The 18,423-nt window shown below is 67.6% G+C and carries 16 protein-coding genes and 1 pseudogene; all 17 read right to left on the minus strand.

Annotated elements, in window-relative coordinates:
* Positions 1–1,672, minus strand: a pseudogene (locus G7Y49_RS09800) (hypothetical protein); the annotation flags it as partial.
* A gap of 211 nt (positions 1,673–1,883) precedes the next feature.
* Positions 1,884–2,315: a ribosome silencing factor gene (gene rsfS, locus G7Y49_RS09805; protein ID WP_165173335.1), complete on the minus strand. Its 432-nt coding sequence runs from the start codon at positions 2,313–2,315 to the stop codon at positions 1,884–1,886.
* The gene (gene nadD, locus G7Y49_RS12310; protein WP_241157376.1) at positions 2,312–3,760 is read right to left on the minus strand and encodes a nicotinate-nucleotide adenylyltransferase; all 1,449 of its coding nucleotides are present in this window, start codon (positions 3,758–3,760) and stop codon (positions 2,312–2,314) included. Before nadD ends, rsfS begins: the two co-directional genes overlap by 4 nt.
* A complete protein-coding gene (locus tag G7Y49_RS09820; protein ID WP_165173337.1) occupies positions 3,757–5,034 on the minus strand; it encodes a glutamate-5-semialdehyde dehydrogenase in 1,278 nt (425 codons plus the stop codon). Before G7Y49_RS09820 ends, nadD begins: the two co-directional genes overlap by 4 nt.
* A gap of 35 nt (positions 5,035–5,069) precedes the next feature.
* Positions 5,070–5,918 carry a hypothetical protein gene (locus tag G7Y49_RS09825; RefSeq protein WP_165173339.1) on the minus strand — a complete coding sequence of 283 codons (849 nt, stop codon included), beginning with the start codon at positions 5,916–5,918 and terminating at the stop codon, positions 5,070–5,072.
* Positions 5,905–7,584: a class I SAM-dependent DNA methyltransferase gene (locus tag G7Y49_RS09830; RefSeq protein WP_165173341.1), complete on the minus strand. Its 1,680-nt coding sequence runs from the start codon at positions 7,582–7,584 to the stop codon at positions 5,905–5,907. The genes G7Y49_RS09825 and G7Y49_RS09830 overlap by 14 nt, the downstream gene beginning before the upstream one ends.
* Before the next feature lie 97 nt (positions 7,585–7,681).
* On the minus strand, positions 7,682–8,824 hold the full coding sequence (proB, locus tag G7Y49_RS09835; RefSeq protein ID WP_206214629.1) for a glutamate 5-kinase: 1,143 nt from the start codon (positions 8,822–8,824) through the stop codon (positions 7,682–7,684).
* Complete coding sequence (gene obgE / locus G7Y49_RS09840; protein WP_165173343.1) at positions 8,821–10,215, minus strand: GTPase ObgE; 1,395 nt, start codon at positions 10,213–10,215, stop codon at positions 8,821–8,823. Before obgE ends, proB begins: the two co-directional genes overlap by 4 nt.
* Before the next feature lie 129 nt (positions 10,216–10,344).
* Positions 10,345–10,596: a 50S ribosomal protein L27 gene (gene rpmA, locus G7Y49_RS09845; RefSeq protein ID WP_165056464.1), complete on the minus strand. Its 252-nt coding sequence runs from the start codon at positions 10,594–10,596 to the stop codon at positions 10,345–10,347.
* 20 nt (positions 10,597–10,616) lie between these two features.
* Complete coding sequence (rplU, locus tag G7Y49_RS09850; protein ID WP_165173345.1) at positions 10,617–10,937, minus strand: 50S ribosomal protein L21; 321 nt, start codon at positions 10,935–10,937, stop codon at positions 10,617–10,619.
* Positions 10,938–11,239: 302 nt separating this feature from the next.
* Positions 11,240–13,867: a DNA polymerase I gene (gene polA / locus G7Y49_RS09855; protein WP_165173347.1), complete on the minus strand. Its 2,628-nt coding sequence runs from the start codon at positions 13,865–13,867 to the stop codon at positions 11,240–11,242.
* A 59-nt stretch (positions 13,868–13,926) separates the two neighbouring features.
* Positions 13,927–14,604 (minus strand): response regulator transcription factor, encoded by a 678-nt coding sequence (locus G7Y49_RS09860; protein WP_165173349.1) that lies wholly within the window; start codon positions 14,602–14,604, stop codon positions 13,927–13,929.
* A complete protein-coding gene (locus tag G7Y49_RS09865; RefSeq protein ID WP_165173351.1) occupies positions 14,604–15,947 on the minus strand; it encodes a glutamine synthetase family protein in 1,344 nt (447 codons plus the stop codon). Before G7Y49_RS09865 ends, G7Y49_RS09860 begins: the two co-directional genes overlap by 1 nt.
* Before the next feature lie 265 nt (positions 15,948–16,212).
* Positions 16,213–16,662: a 50S ribosomal protein L31 gene (rpmE, locus tag G7Y49_RS09870; RefSeq protein WP_165173353.1), complete on the minus strand. Its 450-nt coding sequence runs from the start codon at positions 16,660–16,662 to the stop codon at positions 16,213–16,215.
* A gap of 131 nt (positions 16,663–16,793) precedes the next feature.
* On the minus strand, positions 16,794–17,174 hold the full coding sequence (locus G7Y49_RS09875) for a desulfoferrodoxin family protein (protein WP_165173355.1): 381 nt from the start codon (positions 17,172–17,174) through the stop codon (positions 16,794–16,796).
* 38 nt (positions 17,175–17,212) lie between these two features.
* Entirely contained in the window at positions 17,213–18,046 is an 834-nt protein-coding gene (gene lgt, locus G7Y49_RS09880; RefSeq protein ID WP_165173357.1) for a prolipoprotein diacylglyceryl transferase, read from the minus strand.
* A gap of 9 nt (positions 18,047–18,055) precedes the next feature.
* The gene (locus tag G7Y49_RS09885) at positions 18,056–18,265 is read right to left on the minus strand and encodes a UDP-N-acetylmuramoylalanyl-D-glutamate--2,6-diaminopimelate ligase (protein WP_165056470.1); all 210 of its coding nucleotides are present in this window, start codon (positions 18,263–18,265) and stop codon (positions 18,056–18,058) included.
* Positions 18,266–18,423 lie beyond the last annotated feature (158 nt).

Consider the following 18,423-nt stretch of genomic DNA (forward strand, 5'->3'; position numbering starts at 1 on the left):
GCTCGAGCGCTTCGCTGGCGGCGAGCGCGTACCAGCTCGGCGCGCCGTGGGCGCAGGCGGGCGCGAGCGCGGCGCCGACGAAGGAGGCGAGCGCGTCGGCGGCGAGGCGCCCGTCCGAGGCGCGCAGGCCGGAAAGCCGGCCGGAGAGCCCGTCGGCGCCGTCCTCGCAGGACAGCTCGTCGAGCAGCCACGCCGCGCCGAGCAGGAGCGCGTTTCGCAGGCCGCGCGGGCATGCGGGAGAGCCTGCGGCACCGTCCGCCGCGGCGCGCTCCCATGCCAGAAGGCGATCGCCCGCCGCAGGGGCGGCGGCGAGGCGGGCGAGCACGGGCCACGCCATCGTGGCGTCGGCGGCGCAGGCCGCCTCCTCGTCGAGCGGGGCGCGGGACGCCGGCGCCATGAGGCCCTCGAGCGCCAGCACCGCGCGCTCGCGCACCTCGGGCGCGCCCTCCCGCGCGAGCAGCACGTTCGCGCGCACGCGGTCGAGCGGCGAGGCGGCGGACGAGCGAGTCACGCGCCGCGCGAAGGCGAGCGCCTCGGGGACGTCGTCGAGCATGAGGCACGCCCAGCCGCGCAGGCTCGAGAGCGCGTCGTGCAGGCCCGTCGCCCCGCGCGCCACGTCCTCGTGCATCGCGCAGAAGGCGCGCGCCTCGCCGTGCTCGAGCAGCTCCCAGCCGCGCGCGCACGCCCACGCCGCGGCCGCGGCCTTCGCCGCGAGCGCCGCCATGACCTGGCAGGCCCGCACGAGCCGCCCGCGGGCGAAGAGCTCCTCGGCGAGGCGCTCGGCGAGCTCGTCGCGGGCAGTGCACGCCGAGGCCGCCGCCATGTCGTCCATGCGGTGCGCGAAGGCGGCGCAGAGCTCGCCCGCCTCCAAGCCCAAGGCGCGGTACGTCCCCGCCCTCCCGTCGATCCCCAGAAACGCGTAGCCGTCCTCGAGCAAGCGCGCGATCTCGCACGCGCGCTCGCGCGGCAGGAACGAGGCCAGGTCCTCCACGCTCCCCTCCCCGAGCGCGAGCAGCACGAGCATGCCGAGGCGCACGTCGCCGGGGAGCTCCTCGCGCCGCACGCCCTCCATGAGCACGCGCGCTCCCCCTTCGCCCCACCGCACGCACGCCACGCGGTCGCCCGGCGCGCACGCCCGGCGCAGCTCCTCGCCCATGCGGCCGCTCGCCACCTCGCATGACAGCTCCTCGTCGCTCAGCAGCAGGTCGGCGCCGCGCAGCAGCATGCGGTCGCGCAGGAGCGGCGCGAACGAGTCGGCGGAGGGCACGCAGGTCACGATCACCTCGACCTTGCGGTCGAGCAGCGCGTCGACGAGGCGCGCGAACGCAAGCGTGCGGTCGTCGTCGAGGCGCGGCACGTCCTCGCACACCACGAGCGCCGCCTGGGGGTCGAGCCTGCACACGGAGCTGAAGAGCACGTCGGCGTCGAGGTCGCGCAGAAAGCACGGGGAGCGGCCGTTGACCCAGAACACGTGCTGGAACGAGCACACCACGTCGGCGTACTCGAAGGCGAGGGCGGACTTGCCGAAGCCCGCGGGCGCCACCACGAAGCGCGCCACGTGACGGTCGCGCAGAAGGCGGGCGATCAGGTCGGAGCGGGGGAAGTGGCGGCGCGCGATGACGCCTTCGGGGCGACGGCCCCTGCAGCAGCAGGCCTCGACGAACGTGGGCACGGATGCGCTCCTCGTCTGCCGAGGAGCGCATCAGCTGGAAGCAACCCGCCATGTTAGGCAAAGCCCCCTGGCCAGGCAAGGAGGACGCATGTGCGCCCGTCGGACGCAGCGTCCGCGACAGGTGTGCTGAGCAGGCGAACCCGTCTTCGGGCACAGCGAGAGAACTGTCCCGAAAGACGGGTTGGGATAGGTGATGGGGAGAGGCTTTCCCCTACTTGCCGAGCATCTTGGCGATGCGCTCGGAGTATTGGATGTCAGTGAGGCCCGCCTCGGCGGCCAGGTCGACCACCGGCGCGTCGTTCCACAGCGCCTCGAGGCGGTAGTACTCGCGCGTCTCGGGCATGAACACGTGCACCACGATGTCGCCGTAGTCCAGAAGCGACCACGAGCCGTCGCCGGACACCTCGCGGTGGCTCGGCTTGACCTGGGCCTCCTCGCGCAGCTTGTCCTCGATCTCGTCGATGATGGCCTCGACCTGGCGCGAGTTGGCGGCGGTGACGATCACGAAGTAGTCGGTGACGCCGATGAGCTCGCGCACCTCCTGCACCATGATGTCGGTGGCCTTCTTCTCGTCGGCCGCGCGCGCGGCGATGATGGCGCATCGGCGCGAAAAAGCAGCCTGCTCGGCAATCTTGTCGGTCATTTCCTTCCTTTCTTCTTACGCGGGTGCGCGTCCTTGTAGCGCGCAGCGTATGCGTTCCAGATAGCTATCGTGTCGGGGGCGAGCGCGCTGCCCCGATCGAGCATGAGCACGAGCCAGTGGCGGTACGTCATGAAGAAGAGGTCCTCCAGGCTCGCCTTCCCCACCTGCGCGCGCAGCTCGTCAACCGGCCCGAACGTGCGGCCAGGCTCGAGCGCGTCGGCGATGTAGACTACCATGTCGAGCGGCTCCATGTCGAGGGCGCCGAGCGTGTGGCGGTCGACGGCCTGTATGACGTCGGCGGGTATTGCGGGGAACGCGCGCGCGAGCGCCACCGCGGCCGTCATGCCGTGCAGCACGCGCGGGATGGCCAGGTACTCCGGGGAAACGTCCATCCCCAGCTCGCGCACGCGCGCGAGCATGCCCTCGTCGTCGTAGCCCTTGTCCCAGTCGTGCAGGAGCCCCGCGAGGCGCGCCTTCCGCTCGTCGACGCCGTAGGCCCGCGCGAGGCGCTCGGCCGTCTCAGCCACGCCCTCGATGTGCTCGAGGCGCTTGGCGCTCACGCGGTCGCGCAGCTCGGCGTGACGCGCGCGATAGAACTTCCCGCTCAGCGGATCAACCGCCATCGCTTGCGCTCCCTTCTCTCTTCCTTCATCGGCTTTGCCAGCCGTCCCCTCCCCGCAGGGGCCGCCCACGTTCGCGCGCGCCGCCTTCGTCGCGTAGGGCGCCGCGCCTTCGCCGCGGTACAGCTCGTGCCGATGCACGTAGTCGCACACCGAGAGCGGCGTGAGGTAGCGCAGCGAGTAGCCCGCGTGCACCCGCGCGCGCAGGTCGCTCGACGACACGGACAGCGCCGTCACCTCGACGTAGCTCACGTCGTAGTCGCCCAAGCTGGCAAGCTCCTCCTTGAACGCGTCGGTCACCACGTAGCCGGGGCGCGTGACCGCGATGAAGCGCACGAGCGAGGCGATCTCCGCGCTCTCGCGCCAACGCGCGATCGACAGGATGGAGTCGGCGCCCGTGATGAAGAAGAGCTCGACGTTCGCAGGGTAGTGCGCGCGCAGGGCCCGCACGGTGTCCACCGTGTAGGTCACGCCGCCGCGGGCGATCTCCATGTCGCTCACGTCGAAGTGCGGGTTGGGCAGCGCGGCGAGGCGGCACATTTCGAGGCGCATCCGCCCCGGCGTGACGTCACGGTCGCGCTTGAAGGCGGGATTGCCCGTGGGGATGAACACCACCGCGTCGAGGCCGTACGCCTCGCGCGCCTGCTCGGCGCAGGCCAGATGCCCGATGTGGATGGGGTCGAACGTGCCGCCCATGATGCCGAGGCGCGCAGGCGCGCCGTCAGCCCCCAGGTCGTCGAAGCGCTCGCACACCGTCGGCCCGTCCGCCCGCGCCGGGCGCGCCGACGAGCGCGCGAAGCCCGTGTCGTCGTGGGAGGCGCTCACGACGCGCGCACCTGCCCGTTCCCGCGCAGGACGTACTTGTACGAGGTGAGCGCATCGAGCGCGAACGGCCCGCGCGCGTGCAGCTTCTGCGTAGAGATGCCGATCTCGGCGCCGAGGCCGAACTGCCCGCCGTCGGTGAACGCCGTCGACGCGTTCGCGTACACCGCCGCCGCGTCCACGCGCGCCAGGAAGCGCTCGACGGCGTCCTCGTCGGCGGCCACGATGGCCTCGGAGTGCTTCGTGCCGTAGCGGTTCACGTGCGCGATGGCCTCGTCGACGCCGCTCACGCACTTGACGGCGATCTCGGGCGCGAGGTACTCGGTCGCCCAGTCGTCCTCGGTCGCGGCCACGCAGCGCACGTCCGCGCCCGCGTCCGCCGCGCACGCGCAGGCCAGCTCGTCGCCGTGCACGAGGACCCCGCGCGCCGCGAGCGCGGCGAGCGCGTCGGGCAGAAACGCGCGCGCGACCTGCTCGTCCACGAGCAGCGTCTCCGCGGCGTTGCACACGCCGAAGCGGCGGCACTTCGCGTTGAGCACGATGTCGCGCGCCATCGCCAGGTCAGCCGAGGCATGCACGTACACGTGGCAGTTGCCCGTGCCCGTCTCGATGACCGGCACGCGCGAGCACTCCACGCAGTGGCGGATGAGCCCCGCGCCGCCGCGCGGGATGAGCACGTCGACGACGCCGTGCAGCTGCATGAGCGCGTCGGTGGCCGCGCGGTCGGTGGTGGTGATGGCGCAGACGGAGTCGGCCGGCAGGCCCGCGCTCGCGGCCGCCTCCGACAGCACGCGCGCCACCACCTCGTTGGAACGTGCCGCCAGGCTGCCGCCGCGCAGCACGCAGGCGTTGCCCGACTTCACGCAGATGCCCGCGGCGTCGGCCGTCACGTTCGGGCGCGCCTCGTACACCATGGCGACCACGCCGAGCGGCACGCTCACGCGCGTGAGGCTCATGCCGTTGTACAGCGTGCTCTCCATCTGCACGCGCCCAAGCGGGTCGGGCAGGCGCATGAGGTCCTCGAGCGCCGCGGCCATGGCCTCCACGCGCCCCTCATCGAGCATGAGCCGGTCGAGGATCGCCTCGCTCGTGCCCTTGCCGCGTGCCGCGGCCATGTCGGCTTCGTTGGCCTCGACGATCTCGCCCGCGTGCGCGCGCAGGGCGGCTGCCATGGCTGAAAGCGCGGCGTTTCGCACCTCCGCGCTCGCCGCGCCCACCTCGCTGCTCGCCGCGCGGGCGCGCAAGGCCAGCTCCCGCACCTCGTTCTCGATGTTCACCTCGTCACCACTTCCTCCCGGCAGCAAAACACTCTCTAGCTACCCACGACTTTCGCTTTTGCTCGCTCATGAGACTCTGGCGAAGCCCTCAAAAGAGTGAGCTCGATGATCTTCTTGAAGAAGTTCTCTACCGACAGCATATCAGGTACTTTGTCATTCTCTCTCGAGACGGTTACCTTGCTGTCATCCATGTCAACAAGCAGCAGGCACGTCACATCATAAGCATCGCTTTCAGCTTGCAGCTTCTCAAGCATCGAAACCGCCTTGGCAAACGTATTCTTCTCCTCAGCTATTGAAGCATTGACCAAGAAAAAGAAACCCAGGGTGCACAGGGGATGTCGTCCCTTGAGATTCTTCGCATCACCGTAGGCCTCCTCGAACCGATTTGCTAGATTCTTGCCGAAAGATGAGCTCATTGTCTTGGTAGAGATCAAGATCTCAGGCCCTGTCATCCATGAAGAGAGTCCTACGTCAACCTGCTTGCAATACGCAGCACCCAGTACATTCGCATTCGCACCTGCGAATCGCGGCAAATCCCTACAACAGAGCTCCGCAACGGATGGGCTCATCGCATTGATAAACCGAAAAACAGAGGGATCCAAAACACGAGGAGCATGAAGTCGCGGCCAAACAGCATTTTCGTCAAATCCCGCCGCACGAAGCTCTTCGGCAATCCACATATCAAGTGCCCGAGCCAGACTTCCCGACCGTGACGTATCCCCATCAGCCATAGAGCGAGAAAGCAATTCCTCCAACAAGGAAATCTCCACCTTTGGCCGCTTTTGCTCATCCCAGTACCGACGAGAGGCGTTGCAAAGCCCTCGACCGTCCCAGAAAGATTCGATCGTCCTCTCGAATTTGGAATACGCGTCAACTCTTGGCATGCGAGCGCCCCCTCTTCTTGCGGCGCAAGCGCATCAGCGTCGCGCTCGAGGACATTTGGGAAAACTCCCCTCCATCCCCATCGTGAGAAGCTGAAACGAGAACCGCATCAACTAGATTAACCGCTGCATCAAAATCGCGTTCAGCAAGTGCCTTTTCGACATAGTGCCTTATGGCGCGAAGCTCCGTTCGCCTTTTCAGTACCAGAGAAACCGACGGGACAGGAAGACGCGCCGCTTCGCGTGGCTCAACCTTAAGCAATCCGCCACCATAGGCTCGCCCCATAATTTCCGCGCCAAAAAACGTGGCAGAATTCAAGCAAGCTAAAGGCAAAAGCTCTTGCCCCACTTCGCGAAGCTCGTGGCTAAACGTAAATCCATGACACGAATTCAAGGCAGCAACGCGCGCAGAGTTCGCACATAAGTTGGGACCATACGCATTCATATAAGTAATGAATGCATCGGGAGGAGATCCCAGCGGCACGCGCCACCAAGGAGACCTTACCTTGCACTTATATGCCTCATTTACCCCGCGCCCTTCTCCATAAGCGATATAGGAACGTGCCGCCTCAGACAGCGATTCGCCAGAGGGACAGAAGAGCTTCACTCGCGCTCCGTTCTTCCGTAGCGAATCATAATGATCCTCGGTGAAATCAAGGCAGCGCAGATGTCGCGTGCCCGGAGGACACAGGGCGATGCCGTCATCATCACCCAAACCCCACGCGGAGAACTCCGCATCAGAGAGAGCGAAATAGGAGTTGTTGCCAGTTACGGAACCAAGGGCAACCTTGCCCCAGCTTTCGAGAGGAACAAACAGCCCTCGGTCAATCAGACCGTCAAGCGAGCGCAAGGCGCTTCCCGAGGCAAACAGGCCAGACCAGCGATCATCCCGAGCAACAGGCGAAAAATCAATAAAGGAACCGATTTCTAGATCGTCGAGAGTTTCGCACTGACGCCACTGTATACAATCAGATGAGCCTTTTCTATACCCATCGGCAAGAAGAATGACCACCTCCTCTTGAACCTCGGGGAAAACGCGCTCTCCAAAAGTGATGAGCTGAAGCGAGGAGAATGAGTCCAGCAGAAAGGCACGCACTGGAGCCGCATAATTCACGGAAAGGAGTTCACCCGGAAGAACAAAGCCCAAACGCCCCCCCTCTTTGAGGGACATAGCCGCCTGGACGACAAAAGGCGCCCAGGTGGACGAGAGGGAGCTTATCGCCACTCCGCTCCGCTCGGATATCAAGCTCATGCTCTCTCGCACATCCTTTGACGCAACCTGAAACCGCACGTAAGGAGGATTGCCGACAACGGCGTCAAAGGGCTCCTTGAACTCCGCCTTAAGAAAATCAGTTACTTCTACGGTGCACGAGAGCCCATAAAACGCGAGCTTCTTTCTCGCCTCGCATGCGCTCCTCTCATGCACCTCTAAGCCAAAGAGATGATCTTGAAGGCAGCTGCCCTCAAGGCCAAGAGCAGTAAACCTATTCCCCGCAGAGACGAGAAATGCCGCCTCGCCGCAAGCAGGTTCTAAAACCCTGTCGCGCGCGTGGCGAACCGCCCAACGAGAAATGAAGTCAGCCAGTGAAGCGGGGGTAAAAAAAGCGCCGCGGCTCTTCCGCGCACATGACGGATCTTCGCACGCGCTTAGAGCAGATCCATATGCCATGTCCGCCCCTTTCTGCTCATAAACGAATGAATGTTCTCATTATAAACCAAACATCCCTAGCTTGATGCCCCATTAGCGGTACATCAACTCTGCTTTTTTATTCGAAAACCACGAGCTCGTCGCGGTGCACCAGCGGGCGCTCCGCGAGCGGCGCCAGAAGCCGGTTGCCCAGAAGCGCCTCGCGGGTGCGCCCGCAGGCCAGCTCCACCTCGTCGCTCGCGAACGCCACCTTGCCGCGCGCCACGATGTGCCCCGTCTCGTCCTTGATGTCGATGATGTCCTCGGCGTCGAAGCGCCCGTCGACGCGCGTGACGCCCACGCACAGAAGCGAGCTGCCGCGCTCGACGAGCGCGCGGTGCGCGCCCTCGTCCACGATCACCGCGCCGCGCGCCGCGTCGCCGAGCGCGAGCCAGAGCTTCTTCGGCGTGATCTCGTGCGGCCGCTCGTTCGCCACGAAGAGCGTGCCCACCGAGCGCCCCGCCGCCGCGTCCACCACGGCGTCGGGCCGGCGCCCGTGCGCGATCACCATGGGGATGCCCGCCACCATGAGCACGCGCGCGGCCTTGATCTTCGTGACCATGCCGCCCGAGCCCACCACCGAGCCCGCGTCGCCCGCCACGCCCATGATGCGGCGGTCGATGCGCTCCACCTTCTCGATGAGGCGCGCGCCCGCCACCTTCGCGGGGTTCGCGTCGTACAGGCCGTCGATGTCGGACAGGATCACCATGAGGTCGGCGTCGATGAGGCAGGCGACGAGCGCCGCGAGCGTGTCGTTGTCGCCGAAGCGGATCTGCTCGACCGACACCGTGTCGTTCTCGTTCACCACCGGCACCACGCCGAGCTCGAGCAGGCGCGAGAGCGTGTCGCGCGCGTGCAGGTAGGCCGTGCGGTCGGCCGTGTCGCGGCGCGTGAGCAGCACCACCGAGGTGATGATGCCGTGCGCGGCGAAGGCGCGCGCGTACGCCGCCGAGAGCGCGCTCTGGCCCACCGAGGCCGCCGCCTGCAGGCTCGGCATGTCGGAGGGGCGCTTCGCGATGCCGAGCGCCTCCAAGCCGCACGCGATGGCCGCCGAGGTCACGATGACCGGCTGCCAGCCCGCCGCGCGCACGCGCGCGATCTGGTCGGCGAGCGCGTCGAGGTAGGCGTAGTCGATGGAGCTCTCCGAGGTGGTGAGGGTCGAGGAGCCGATCTTGATGACGAGGCGCCGCGGGGAGGCCATGCTCTCAGCTTCGCACGTCATAGGTCAAGCTCCTGGTACACGTCGACCGCGCCCTCGGGCGACTCGTACTCGAACGAGCGCCCCACGATGCGGATCTCGTCACCGTCGAGCGCGCCCGCCTTGCGCAGCGCGTCGTCCACGCCGAGGCGCTTGAAGCGGTGCTGCAGGAAGGTGACGGCCTCCTCGTTCTCCCAGTCGGTCTGCACCACCATGCGCTCGACGCGCGTGCCCGTCACGCGGAAGACGCCCGGGCCCTCCTGCGTGACGAAGAAGCGCGCCTCGCGGGCCTCGCGCTTGTGCTCCCAGATGTGGTCGTACTGGACCTCGGCGGCGGCGCGTTCGCGCGCGGCCTCGCGCAGCTCGTGCACCTTGGTGGCGATGGCGGCCTTGAGCGACTCGACGCCCTTGCCCGTGAGCGCGCTGATGCGGTAGAGCTTCGGGTCGATGGGGCTCGGCGCGAACTCGTTGCCGCCGGCCGCGGCGACGGAGTCGGCGCGCACGCGCTCGGCGAGCTGGGCGCACACCTCGTCGGTGCCCGGCACGTCGATCTTGTTGGCCACCACGATGCGCGGGCGGCGCCCCAGCTCCTCGGCGTAGAGCGCCAGCTCGCGGTTGATGACCTCGTAGTCCTCGAGCGGGTCGCGCCCCTCGTAGTCGCCCGTGAGGTCCACCACGTGCACAATGAGCGCCGTGCGCTCGATGTGGCGCAGAAACTCGTGTCCGAGCCCGCGGCCCTCGTGCGCGCCCTCGATGAGGCCGGGCACGTCGGCCACCACGAAGCTCAAGTCCCCGCTCGTGGCCACGCCGAGGTTCGGCACGAGCGTGGTGAACGGGTAGTCGGCGATCTTCGGGCGCGCCGCGCTCATCTTGGCGATGAGCGAGGACTTGCCCGCGCTCGGCATGCCCACGAGCGCCGCGTCGGCCATGAGCTTCATCTCGAGCTCGATCCAGCCCTCCTGCGCCGGCTCGCCGAGCTCGGCGAAGGCGGGCGCGCGGCGGGTGGAGGTGACGAAGTGGATGTTGCCGCGGCCGCCGACGCCGCCGCGCGCCACCGTGACCCGCTCGCCGTCGTGCGTGAGGTCGGCGATGAGCTCGCCGGTCTCCTTCTCCTCCTCGAAGTACTCGCGCACCACCGTGCCCACCGGCACCTTCAGCACCAGGTCGGCGCCTTGGGCGCCGTGCATGCGGCTGCCGCGGCCATGCGTGCCGCGCTCGGCCTTGAAGTGGTGCTTGAAGCGGTACTCGATGAGCGAGGACACGCTCGCGTCGGCCTGCACGACGACGTTGCCGCCGTGCCCGCCGTCGCCGCCGTCAGGCCCGCCCTTGGGCACGTGGGCCTCGCGGCGGAACGACATGCAGCCCGCGCCGCCGTTCCCGCCGCGCACGTTGATGCGCACCTTGTCTATGAACATGGAGGATAACCTTTCGACCTCTGCGTCAAGCGTCCGCATGGGACGGTTTCGGCCTACTTTACCAACAAAAGTGCCCCCTGACGAGCAGAGGGCACCAAGAAGCAACTATTGAGCGGCTGCAGGAAGCTTTTACGCCTCGGGGCGCACGTGCACGCGGCGCTTGACGCCGCGGGTGAAGTCGACCTTGCCGTCGCACAGGGCGAACAGGGTGTCGTCGCTGCCGCGGCCGACATTCTCGCCCGGATGGAAGTGCGTGCCATGCTGGCGGACGATGATCTGGCCCGTCTTGATGGTCTCGCCTGCGAACTTCTTGACGCCGAGACGCTTCGCGTGGGAGTCGCGGCCGTTACGAGTGGAGCCTAAGCCTTTTTTGTGTGCCATGAGTAATTCCCTCCCTTACGTTACTCGGCGGTAGCGGTACCGACGGACGTGATCTGGACGCGCGTGAGCTGCTGGCGATGGCCGCGCAGCTTCTTGTAGTTCTTGCGCTTCTTGAACTTGAAGACGAGCTGCTTCTCGCCCTTGAACTGCTCGACCACGGTGGCGGTGACCTTCGTCTCGGCGGCCTTCGCGGGATCGGCCTCGACCTTGTCGCCGTCGACGATGCAGATGGCCTGAAGCTCGACGGTGGCGCCGACCTCGGCATCGAGCTTCTCGATGTTGATCTTGTCACCCGGGGCAACCTTGTACTGCTTGCCGCCAGTCTTTACGATTGCGTACATGTCTTCTACTCCTCATTTGAAATAAACGCAAGGCGATAGCTTAGCAGCGTGACCGTAGCAAGTCAACCGAGCTCCTTTGGGCCCCATGGGCCCGAGGCGGCTGTCCGTATGCACGATCCCCGCGTATCATCGCACTTATTCCGAAGCTGCGCCTTTTTGGCGCAACCTTGAAGATGATACCAGATAATCATCCGCGCCGCGCTGAGAACTTGCGGGTTTTTCGCCCGCCTGCGCGCGCGGCGCGCGGGCAAGCTCGCTGTGCGCAACCGCCCGAGAGCCCGCAACCGCCCGCCATCCGTGCGCTAGTGCGCCTCGGCCCAGGTCGCGCCCCAGGACACGTCGACGCTCAAGGGGACCGCGAGCTCGACGACGCCCTCCATCACCTCGCGCACCAGGGCGGCCAGGCGCTCCACCTCGCCGGCGGGCACGGAGAAGTCGAGCTCGTCGTGCACCTGGATCATGAGCTGCGCCTCGAGCCCCTCCGCGCGCATCCGGCGCAGGCACTCCGCCATGGCCAGCTTGATGATGTCGGCGGCGCTGCCCTGCATGGGGTGGTTCATGGCCGTGCGCTCGCCGAAGCTGCGCTGCTGGGCGTTGCGCGCCCGCAGCTCGGCGATGTGGCGCTTGCGCCCGAACATGCTCTCCGCGTACCCGGTCTCCTTCGCCGCGGCCACCGTGGCGTCGAGGTAGGCGCGCACGCCGGGGTACGCCTCGAAGTAGCGGTCGATCATCTCCTTGGCCTCGCCGAAGGGGATGTCGAGGCTCTGCGAGAGCCCGTAGGCCTGCTGGCCGTACACGATGCCGAAGTTCACGGCCTTCGCGCGGCTGCGCAGCTCCGGCGTCACCTGGTCGACCGGCAGCCCGAACACGCGCGCGGCCGTCTGCGCGTGGAAGTCGGCGCCCGAGTTGAACGCCGCCACCAGGTGCTCGTCACCCGACAGGTGCGCGAGCAGCCTCAGCTCGATCTGCGAGTAGTCGGCCGACAGGAACACGTCGCCGGGGCGCAGGGGCACGAACGCCGCGCGGATCTGGCGGCCGAACTCGGTGCGCACGGGGATGTTCTGCAGGTTCGGATCGGACGAGGACAGACGCCCCGTGGCGGTGACCGTCTCGTTGAACTGCGTGTGCACGCGCCCGTCGGCGGCGCGCATGCGCGGCAGCGCGTCGATGTAGGTCGACTTGATCTTGGCGAGCTCGCGGTAGCGCAGCACCAGGTCAGGCAGGGGATGCACCTTCGCCAGCTCCTTGAGCACGCTCGCGTCGGTGGAGTAGCCGCGCTGGTTCTTCTTGAGGGGCGTAAGGCCGATCACCTCGAACAGGATGTGCGCGAGCTGCTTGGGCGAGTCGAGGTTGAACGTCTCGCCCGCCATCTCGAGCACCTGCGCCGAGATGGCGTCGAGCTCGACCTGCGTGCTCGCGCCGAGGCGCGCGAGCGCCTCCACGTCGAGCGCCGCGCCCGTGCGCTCCATCGACGCGAGCACGCCCACGAGCGGCAGGTCGATCTCGCGGTACACGCGCGCGCTGCCATCCTTCTCGAGCGCCTCGTCGAGCAGCGGCGCGAGCGCGCGCACGGCGGCGGCGTGCAGCGCGGCGCGCTCAGCGTCGGTCTTCGCCTCGGGCAGCGCGCCGCCCGCGTACGTCTCCATGAGGGCCTCGCAGGTGTAGGCCGACGTGGACGAGTTGAGCGCGTAGGCCGCGAGCCCCACGTCGAAGGCGTCCGCGCCCATGAGCTCCGCGTCGGTGATGCACGCCGAGACGGCGGTGTCGGCCGGGTACGCGCGCCGCAGGACGCCCTTGAGGTCGAGCGCGGCGAGCCTCCCCTCCCGCACGACGCGCGCGAGCACGTCTACCGCCTCATCGCCTTCGAACACCGCCGAGCCCGCGCTCGTGGAGAACGCCGCCGTGGCGCCCTCCGCGAACAGCGACACCTGCTCGGGCTCCTCGAAGGCCACGCCGATGAGCTCGCCGGCGCGCAGGGCGCCCTCCACCAGCTCGCGCGCCTTGGCGCCCTCGAGCACCGGCTCGAAGGCAAGCGGCGCGAACGTGCGCGCGGCCTCGGCGCCCACGAGCGCCAGCACGCGCGTGAGCGGGCTTGAGAGCGCGTACTTGCCGAAGGCCGCCTCCACGTCCCCCGCCTCGAAGCTCGGGAAGCTCACGCCCTCGAGGTCGAGCTCGAAGTCGAGGTCGGTGACGATGGTGGCGATCCTCCGGCTCAGAAACGCCGCGTCCTGGTTGTCGCGCAGGTTCTCGAGCTGCTTGCCCTTGAGCTCGCCGAGGTTGTCGTAGATGCCCTGCATGCTGCCGAAGCGCTGCAGGAGCTTCGCGGCCGTCTTGGGGCCGATGCCCGGCACGCCGGGGATGTTGTCGGACGAGTCGCCCATGAGCCCCAGGTAGTCGGGGAACTGCCCGGGCGTGACGCCGTAGCGCTCCGCCACCTGCTCGGGCCCGTAGATGGCCACGTCGGTGATGCCCTTCTTGGTGGTGACGATGCGCGTGAGCTCGCTCGCCAGCTGGTAGGCGTCCTTGTCGCCCGTGACGAGCAGCGTCTCGAAGCCGAGCTCCTCATCGCGCGCGGCGATGGTGCCTAAGATGTCGTCGCCCTCCCAGCCGGGCACCTTCACCACCGGCACGCCCATGCTGGCGAGCAGCTCCTCCATCACGGGGAACTGCACGCGCAGCTCGTCGTCCATGGGCGGGCGCTGCGCCTTGTAAGCTCTGAGCTCCTCGATGCGGAACTTCGGCTTGCCCGCGTCGAACGCGCAGACGACCGCGTCGGGCGCGGCCAGCTCGACGAACTTGAGGAACATGGACAGAAAGCCGAACACCGCGTTGGTGGGAGTGCCGTCAGGGGCCGACATGGGCGTCTGGATGGCGTGGTAGGCGCGGTGCATGAGCGAGTTGCCGTCGATGACGGCCACCTTCTTCGACATGGAGGATCCCTTCGTGAGAGGTGGGGGCGTGTTTCGGGAAGAGTATACCCCACGCTTCGCTAGGCGCTCCAGAGGTAGCCCACTCCTCGCACGGTTTCCAGACGCTGGGCCAGCTCGGGGCCGAGCTTCGCGCGCACGCGGCGCACGTGCACGTCGACGGTGCGGCTGCCGCCATAGTAGTCGAAGCCCCACACGCGGCGCAGAAGCGCGTCGCGCGAGTACGTGCGCCCGGGGTGCGTCACCAGGAAAGCCAGCAGCGCGTACTCCAGGTACGTGAGGTCGAGCGGCTCGCCGGCCACCTTCACCTGGTAGGTCGCCAGGTTGATGGTCATGTTGTCCACCGTGATGAAGTCGGACGTGGAGCTCTCGTTGCCCGGCCACAGAAGCTGGCGGATGCGCGCCGCGCACTCCTCGGCGGAGGCGCCGTGCACCACGAAGTCGGCCTTCACCTGCACGGGCAGGCGGAACTCGGCGAGCTGCTCCTCGTTCACGATGACGAGCATCGGGGCCGAGCCGTCCTCCACCAGCAGGGCCTCGGCCTGCGCCACGCTGCCGAGCGCGTCGCCGCGCGCCTCGTAGATCACCAGGTCGTGGTTCGGGTGCGTCGAGAGCAGCTTCTTGAACTGCAGAGACGAGCCCGCCGCCACGTCCACGTCGAACCCGGAGAGCACCTGCTGGAACTTGTGCGCGTTGTCGAGGCTGTCCGCGATGAATATGACGGTCTTGCGCTGCGCCATCACAGCACCTCCAGGAACCGGTCGAGCTCCCAGGGGGTCACGACGCTCTCGTACTCCCGCCACTCGGCGCGCTTGGCCGCCACGAGGTAGCTGTGGATGTGCTCGCCGAGCGTCTCGCGCATGAGCTCGCTTTTCTCGAACAGCTCGACCGCCTCGCCGAGCGTCTCGGGCAGGACGCCCACGCCGTCTGAGCGCAGGCCCTGCTGGGAGTGGACGAACAGGTTGTGGTCCTCGGTGGGCTGCACCAGCTCGAGCTCGTCCTCGATGCCCTTGAGGCCCGCCGCCAGCATGACGGCGAAGGCGAGGTAGGGGTTCGCCGCCGGGTCGGGGCTGCGCAGCTCCACGCGGCAGGCGTCCTCGCGGTTGGGGCGGTACCCCGGCACGCGCACGAGGGTGGAGCGGTTGCGCTGGGCCCACGACAGGTAGGTGGGCGCCTCCCCTCCGGCCGCAAGGCGCTTGTAGGAGTTCACGAACTGGTTCGTGACCAGGCAGAATTCAGGCGCGTACTTCAGCAGGCCCGCGATGTAGTGCTTCGCCGCCTTCGAGAGGTTGTAGCCCCACGGGTCGCTCTCGTCGAAGAACGCGTTGCGGCCGTCGAGGTCGAACAGGCTCTGGTGCACGTGCATGCCGTTGCCCGGCGCGTCGGCGAGCGGCTTGGGCATGAACGACGCGTACACGCCGTGCTTGAGCGCGATCTCCTTCACCACCAGCTTGTAGGTCATCACCGCGTCGGCCATGGAGAGCGCGTCGGCGTAGCGCAGGTCGATCTCGTGCTGCGAGGGGCCCATCTCGTGGTGCGAGTACTCCACGGGGATGCCCATCTTCTCGAGCGTGAGCACCGTGTCGCGGCGCAGGTCGCTCGCGGAGTCGAGCGAGGTGAGGTCGAAGTAGCTGCCGCGGTCGAGCACCTCGGTGCCGCTCGGGTCCTTGAAGTAGAAGAACTCCAGCTCAGGGCCGACGTTGAAGACGTAGCCCGCCTCGGTGGCCTTCTGCACCATGCGCTTGAGCACGTGGCGCGGGTCGCCCTCGAAGGGCCGGCCGTCGGGCGTCTTGATGCTGCAGAACATGCGCGCCACGGCGTTCGACTCGGGGCGCCACGGCAGCACCTGGAACGTCGAGGCGTCGGGGAAGGCCAGCATGTCCGACTCCTGGGTCTTCGAGAAGCCCTCGATGCAGCTGCCGTCGAAGCCCATGCCGTCGGCGAAGGCGTCCTCGAGCTCGCCGGGGACCACGGCGAACGACTTCATGGTGCCGAGCACGTCGGTGAACCAGAGGCGCACGAAGTGGACGTCACGGCCCTTGACCGTCTTGAGGACGAAATCTTGATCGGGATTGGTTACCACGGCGCTCCCCTTCTCTTCTCAGCTTAAGGTCACATTATAGCGGGCTATGTTACGAGGCGGTTACGCGGGAGGGAGGGCCGGACGCGCGAGGGCCCGCCCCTTCGTGCGGGGCGGCCGGGCGCGCGAGGCAGCCAGGTGCACGAGACCCGCCTCATGCGTTGGCAGCCAGGTGCACGGGGCCCGCCTCATGCGCAAGGCGGCCAAACGCACGAGGACCCGCCTCGACGTGCGGGGCGGGTCCTCTCGATGCGCTCTACGCGGGGCTCTACGCCTCAGCGGCCTCCTCGGCGGCAGGCTCGGCAGCCTCTTCGGCAGCCGGCTCAGCGGCGGCCGCGGCAGCCTCGGCCTTGGCGGCCTCCTCGGCGGCCTTGGCAGCCTTGGCGGCGAAGGCGGCGGCGCGCTCGGCCTTCTTGGCGGCCTTGGCCTCGCGCTCGGCCTTCTTGGCGGCCTCGCGCTCGGCGATCTCGGCGGCACGGGCGGCCTTCTTGGCGGCCTCGCGCTCGGCGACGAGGTTCTTGGCGGAGCCGAAGCGGTCAGCGAAGCGCTGGACGCGTCCACCGGTGTCGATGAGCTTCTGGGTGCCGGTGTAGAACGGGTGGCACGCGTTGCAGATGTCGATCTTCAGCTCAGGCTTGGTGGAACGCGTGGTGAAGGTGTTGCCGCAGCTGCACTTCACGACGCACTCGACGTACTTCGGATGGATTCCTTGCTTCATGGGTTCACTCCTTGTGGGTTCTCTCCCTTGGTTTCCGACCAAGGTCAACGCCTTGGTTTCCGACCAAGGCAGGACAAGCCTGTCCATATTACCAAACGAGGAGAGAAATGCAAGGGGGAAAAGAAGCGTTGCTACAGCTCATTCACCCAGAGGCCGTGGAGGTTGCAGAACTCGTAGACGGCCACGGGGGCGTCGCCCGCGGCGACCGCGAAGTCAGCGACGGGGGCGTCAGCCGGGGTGAGCGGGCGGACCTGGCAGCCCTTCTCCGTCACGAGGCAGATGAGCTGGATGGAGTGCTCCTCGGTCATGGGGTGCTCGACGCTGCCCACCTGCACGTGGACGTTCGCGCCGTCAACGGTGACGGCAGGCACGTGCTTCTCAAGCGCCGCGTCAACCGCGCCCGCCACGAGCTCGACCATCTTCTCGCCGCAGCATACCAGCGGCACGCCCGCGTCGACGACCTTGACCGCGATGTTCCCGCAGTGCTCACACCTGAAGAATTTGACCTGCATGATGGTTCTCCTTCGTCTCGTCTGTCAATGCTTAAATGTTACTCTTTTTCTAACATTTTAGGAAGGCCCTCTTGCGGCTTCTTCATGCGAACGGCATAAACGAGCACGCCCACGCCCACCGCCACGAGGGGGAGCGACAGCAGCTGCCCCATGGTGAGCCAGCCGCCCCACAGATACCCGAGCTGGACGTCGGGCTCGCGCACGAACTCGATGGCGAAGCGAAACGCCCCGTACATGATCAGGAACACGCCGAGGAACGTCCCGCGCGGGCGCGGCGGCATGCGGCGCGAGAGAGCGTAGAGCACGAGGAAGATGACGACGCCCTCGAGCAGCGCCTCGTAGAGCTGCGAGGGGTGCCGCGGCATCGTGCCGGCTGCGCCGCCGAACACCACGCCCCACGCCGCGTCGGTCGGCGCGCCCCACAGCTCGCCGTTCACGAAGTTCGCGCAGCGCCCGAAGAACAGGCCCACCGGCGCCGCGATGCAGCCGAGGTCGGCCAGCGTGAGGTACGGGATGCGCGTGAGATGCGCCGCCACGATCCCCGAGAGCAGCGCCCCGATGAGCCCGCCGTGGAAGCTCATGCCGCCGTGGTTCGTCGCGAACACCTCGAGCGGGTGGGCGAGGTAGTAGCCGTCGCCGTAGAAGAGCACGTAGCCCGCGCGCCCGCCGACGATCACGCCGATGATCACGCACACGAGCACGGTGAGCAGCGCGTCGAGGTCGACGCTCACCTTCCAGCGGCGCGCCACGCGGTAGATGATGAGGGCCGCGCAGGCGAACCCGAGCACGTACGCGATGCCGTACCAGCGCACGGAGAGGGGCCCCAGCGAGAACGCGACGGGGTCGAGCACCTGATAGATGTCGTTGAGCACGGAGAGCTCCTATTCCAAGCCCATGCCCGCGCCCACCTCGACGGCGGCGAAGCGCACTTCCTCGCGCAGGTCGGGCGGGATGGGCTGAAGCGTCGATACCTTCGTCGCGCAGTGGTTGCAGTGGAGCGAGAAGAGGGCGAGGTCAGGGCGCAGCACCATCAGGGAGTCGTATGCGCGCAGGTCAAGATCATGAGCTCCGCACGACGGACAGGTGAGCATGGGCACCTTGGAACCTCCTCGCTTGAAAAACGATTCCAGCTTCCCCCATTGTAGCAGAACGCGCGCGCCGGACGCGGCGAACCTGCGGCAGGTCCGGCGGGTCCGAGCCCGGCCCGCGGCCCCGCGGCCCGCAGCGCGCGGGGCCTCGCGTCCGGCCC

The organism is Adlercreutzia sp. ZJ242 (genome assembly GCF_011038995.1).
Lineage (GTDB): Bacteria > Actinomycetota > Coriobacteriia > Coriobacteriales > Eggerthellaceae > CAAEEV01.

What these genes read in the sequence shown, in the direction of transcription:
- rplU (WP_165173345.1), bottom strand. Translation starts at nt 10,937, where the DNA reads ATGTACGCAATCGTAAAGACTGGCGGCAAGCAGTACAAGGTTGCCCCG.
- rsfS (WP_165173335.1), bottom strand. Translation starts at nt 2,315, where the DNA reads ATGACCGACAAGATTGCCGAGCAGGCTGCTTTTTCGCGCCGATGCGCC.
- rpmE (WP_165173353.1), bottom strand. Translation starts at nt 16,662, where the DNA reads ATGAAGCAAGGAATCCATCCGAAGTACGTCGAGTGCGTCGTGAAGTGC.
- rpmA (WP_165056464.1), bottom strand. Translation starts at nt 10,596, where the DNA reads ATGGCACACAAAAAAGGCTTAGGCTCCACTCGTAACGGCCGCGACTCC.
- polA (WP_165173347.1), bottom strand. Translation starts at nt 13,867, where the DNA reads ATGTCGAAGAAGGTGGCCGTCATCGACGGCAACTCGCTCATGCACCGC.
- G7Y49_RS09825 (WP_165173339.1), bottom strand. Translation starts at nt 5,918, where the DNA reads ATGCCAAGAGTTGACGCGTATTCCAAATTCGAGAGGACGATCGAATCT.
- obgE (WP_165173343.1), bottom strand. Translation starts at nt 10,215, where the DNA reads ATGTTCATAGACAAGGTGCGCATCAACGTGCGCGGCGGGAACGGCGGC.
- G7Y49_RS09860 (WP_165173349.1), bottom strand. Translation starts at nt 14,604, where the DNA reads ATGGCGCAGCGCAAGACCGTCATATTCATCGCGGACAGCCTCGACAAC.
- G7Y49_RS09830 (WP_165173341.1), bottom strand. Translation starts at nt 7,584, where the DNA reads ATGGCATATGGATCTGCTCTAAGCGCGTGCGAAGATCCGTCATGTGCG.
- G7Y49_RS09885 (WP_165056470.1), bottom strand. Translation starts at nt 18,265, where the DNA reads ATGCTCACCTGTCCGTCGTGCGGAGCTCATGATCTTGACCTGCGCGCA.
- G7Y49_RS09875 (WP_165173355.1), bottom strand. Translation starts at nt 17,174, where the DNA reads ATGCAGGTCAAATTCTTCAGGTGTGAGCACTGCGGGAACATCGCGGTC.
- proB (WP_206214629.1), bottom strand. Translation starts at nt 8,824, where the DNA reads ATGACGTGCGAAGCTGAGAGCATGGCCTCCCCGCGGCGCCTCGTCATC.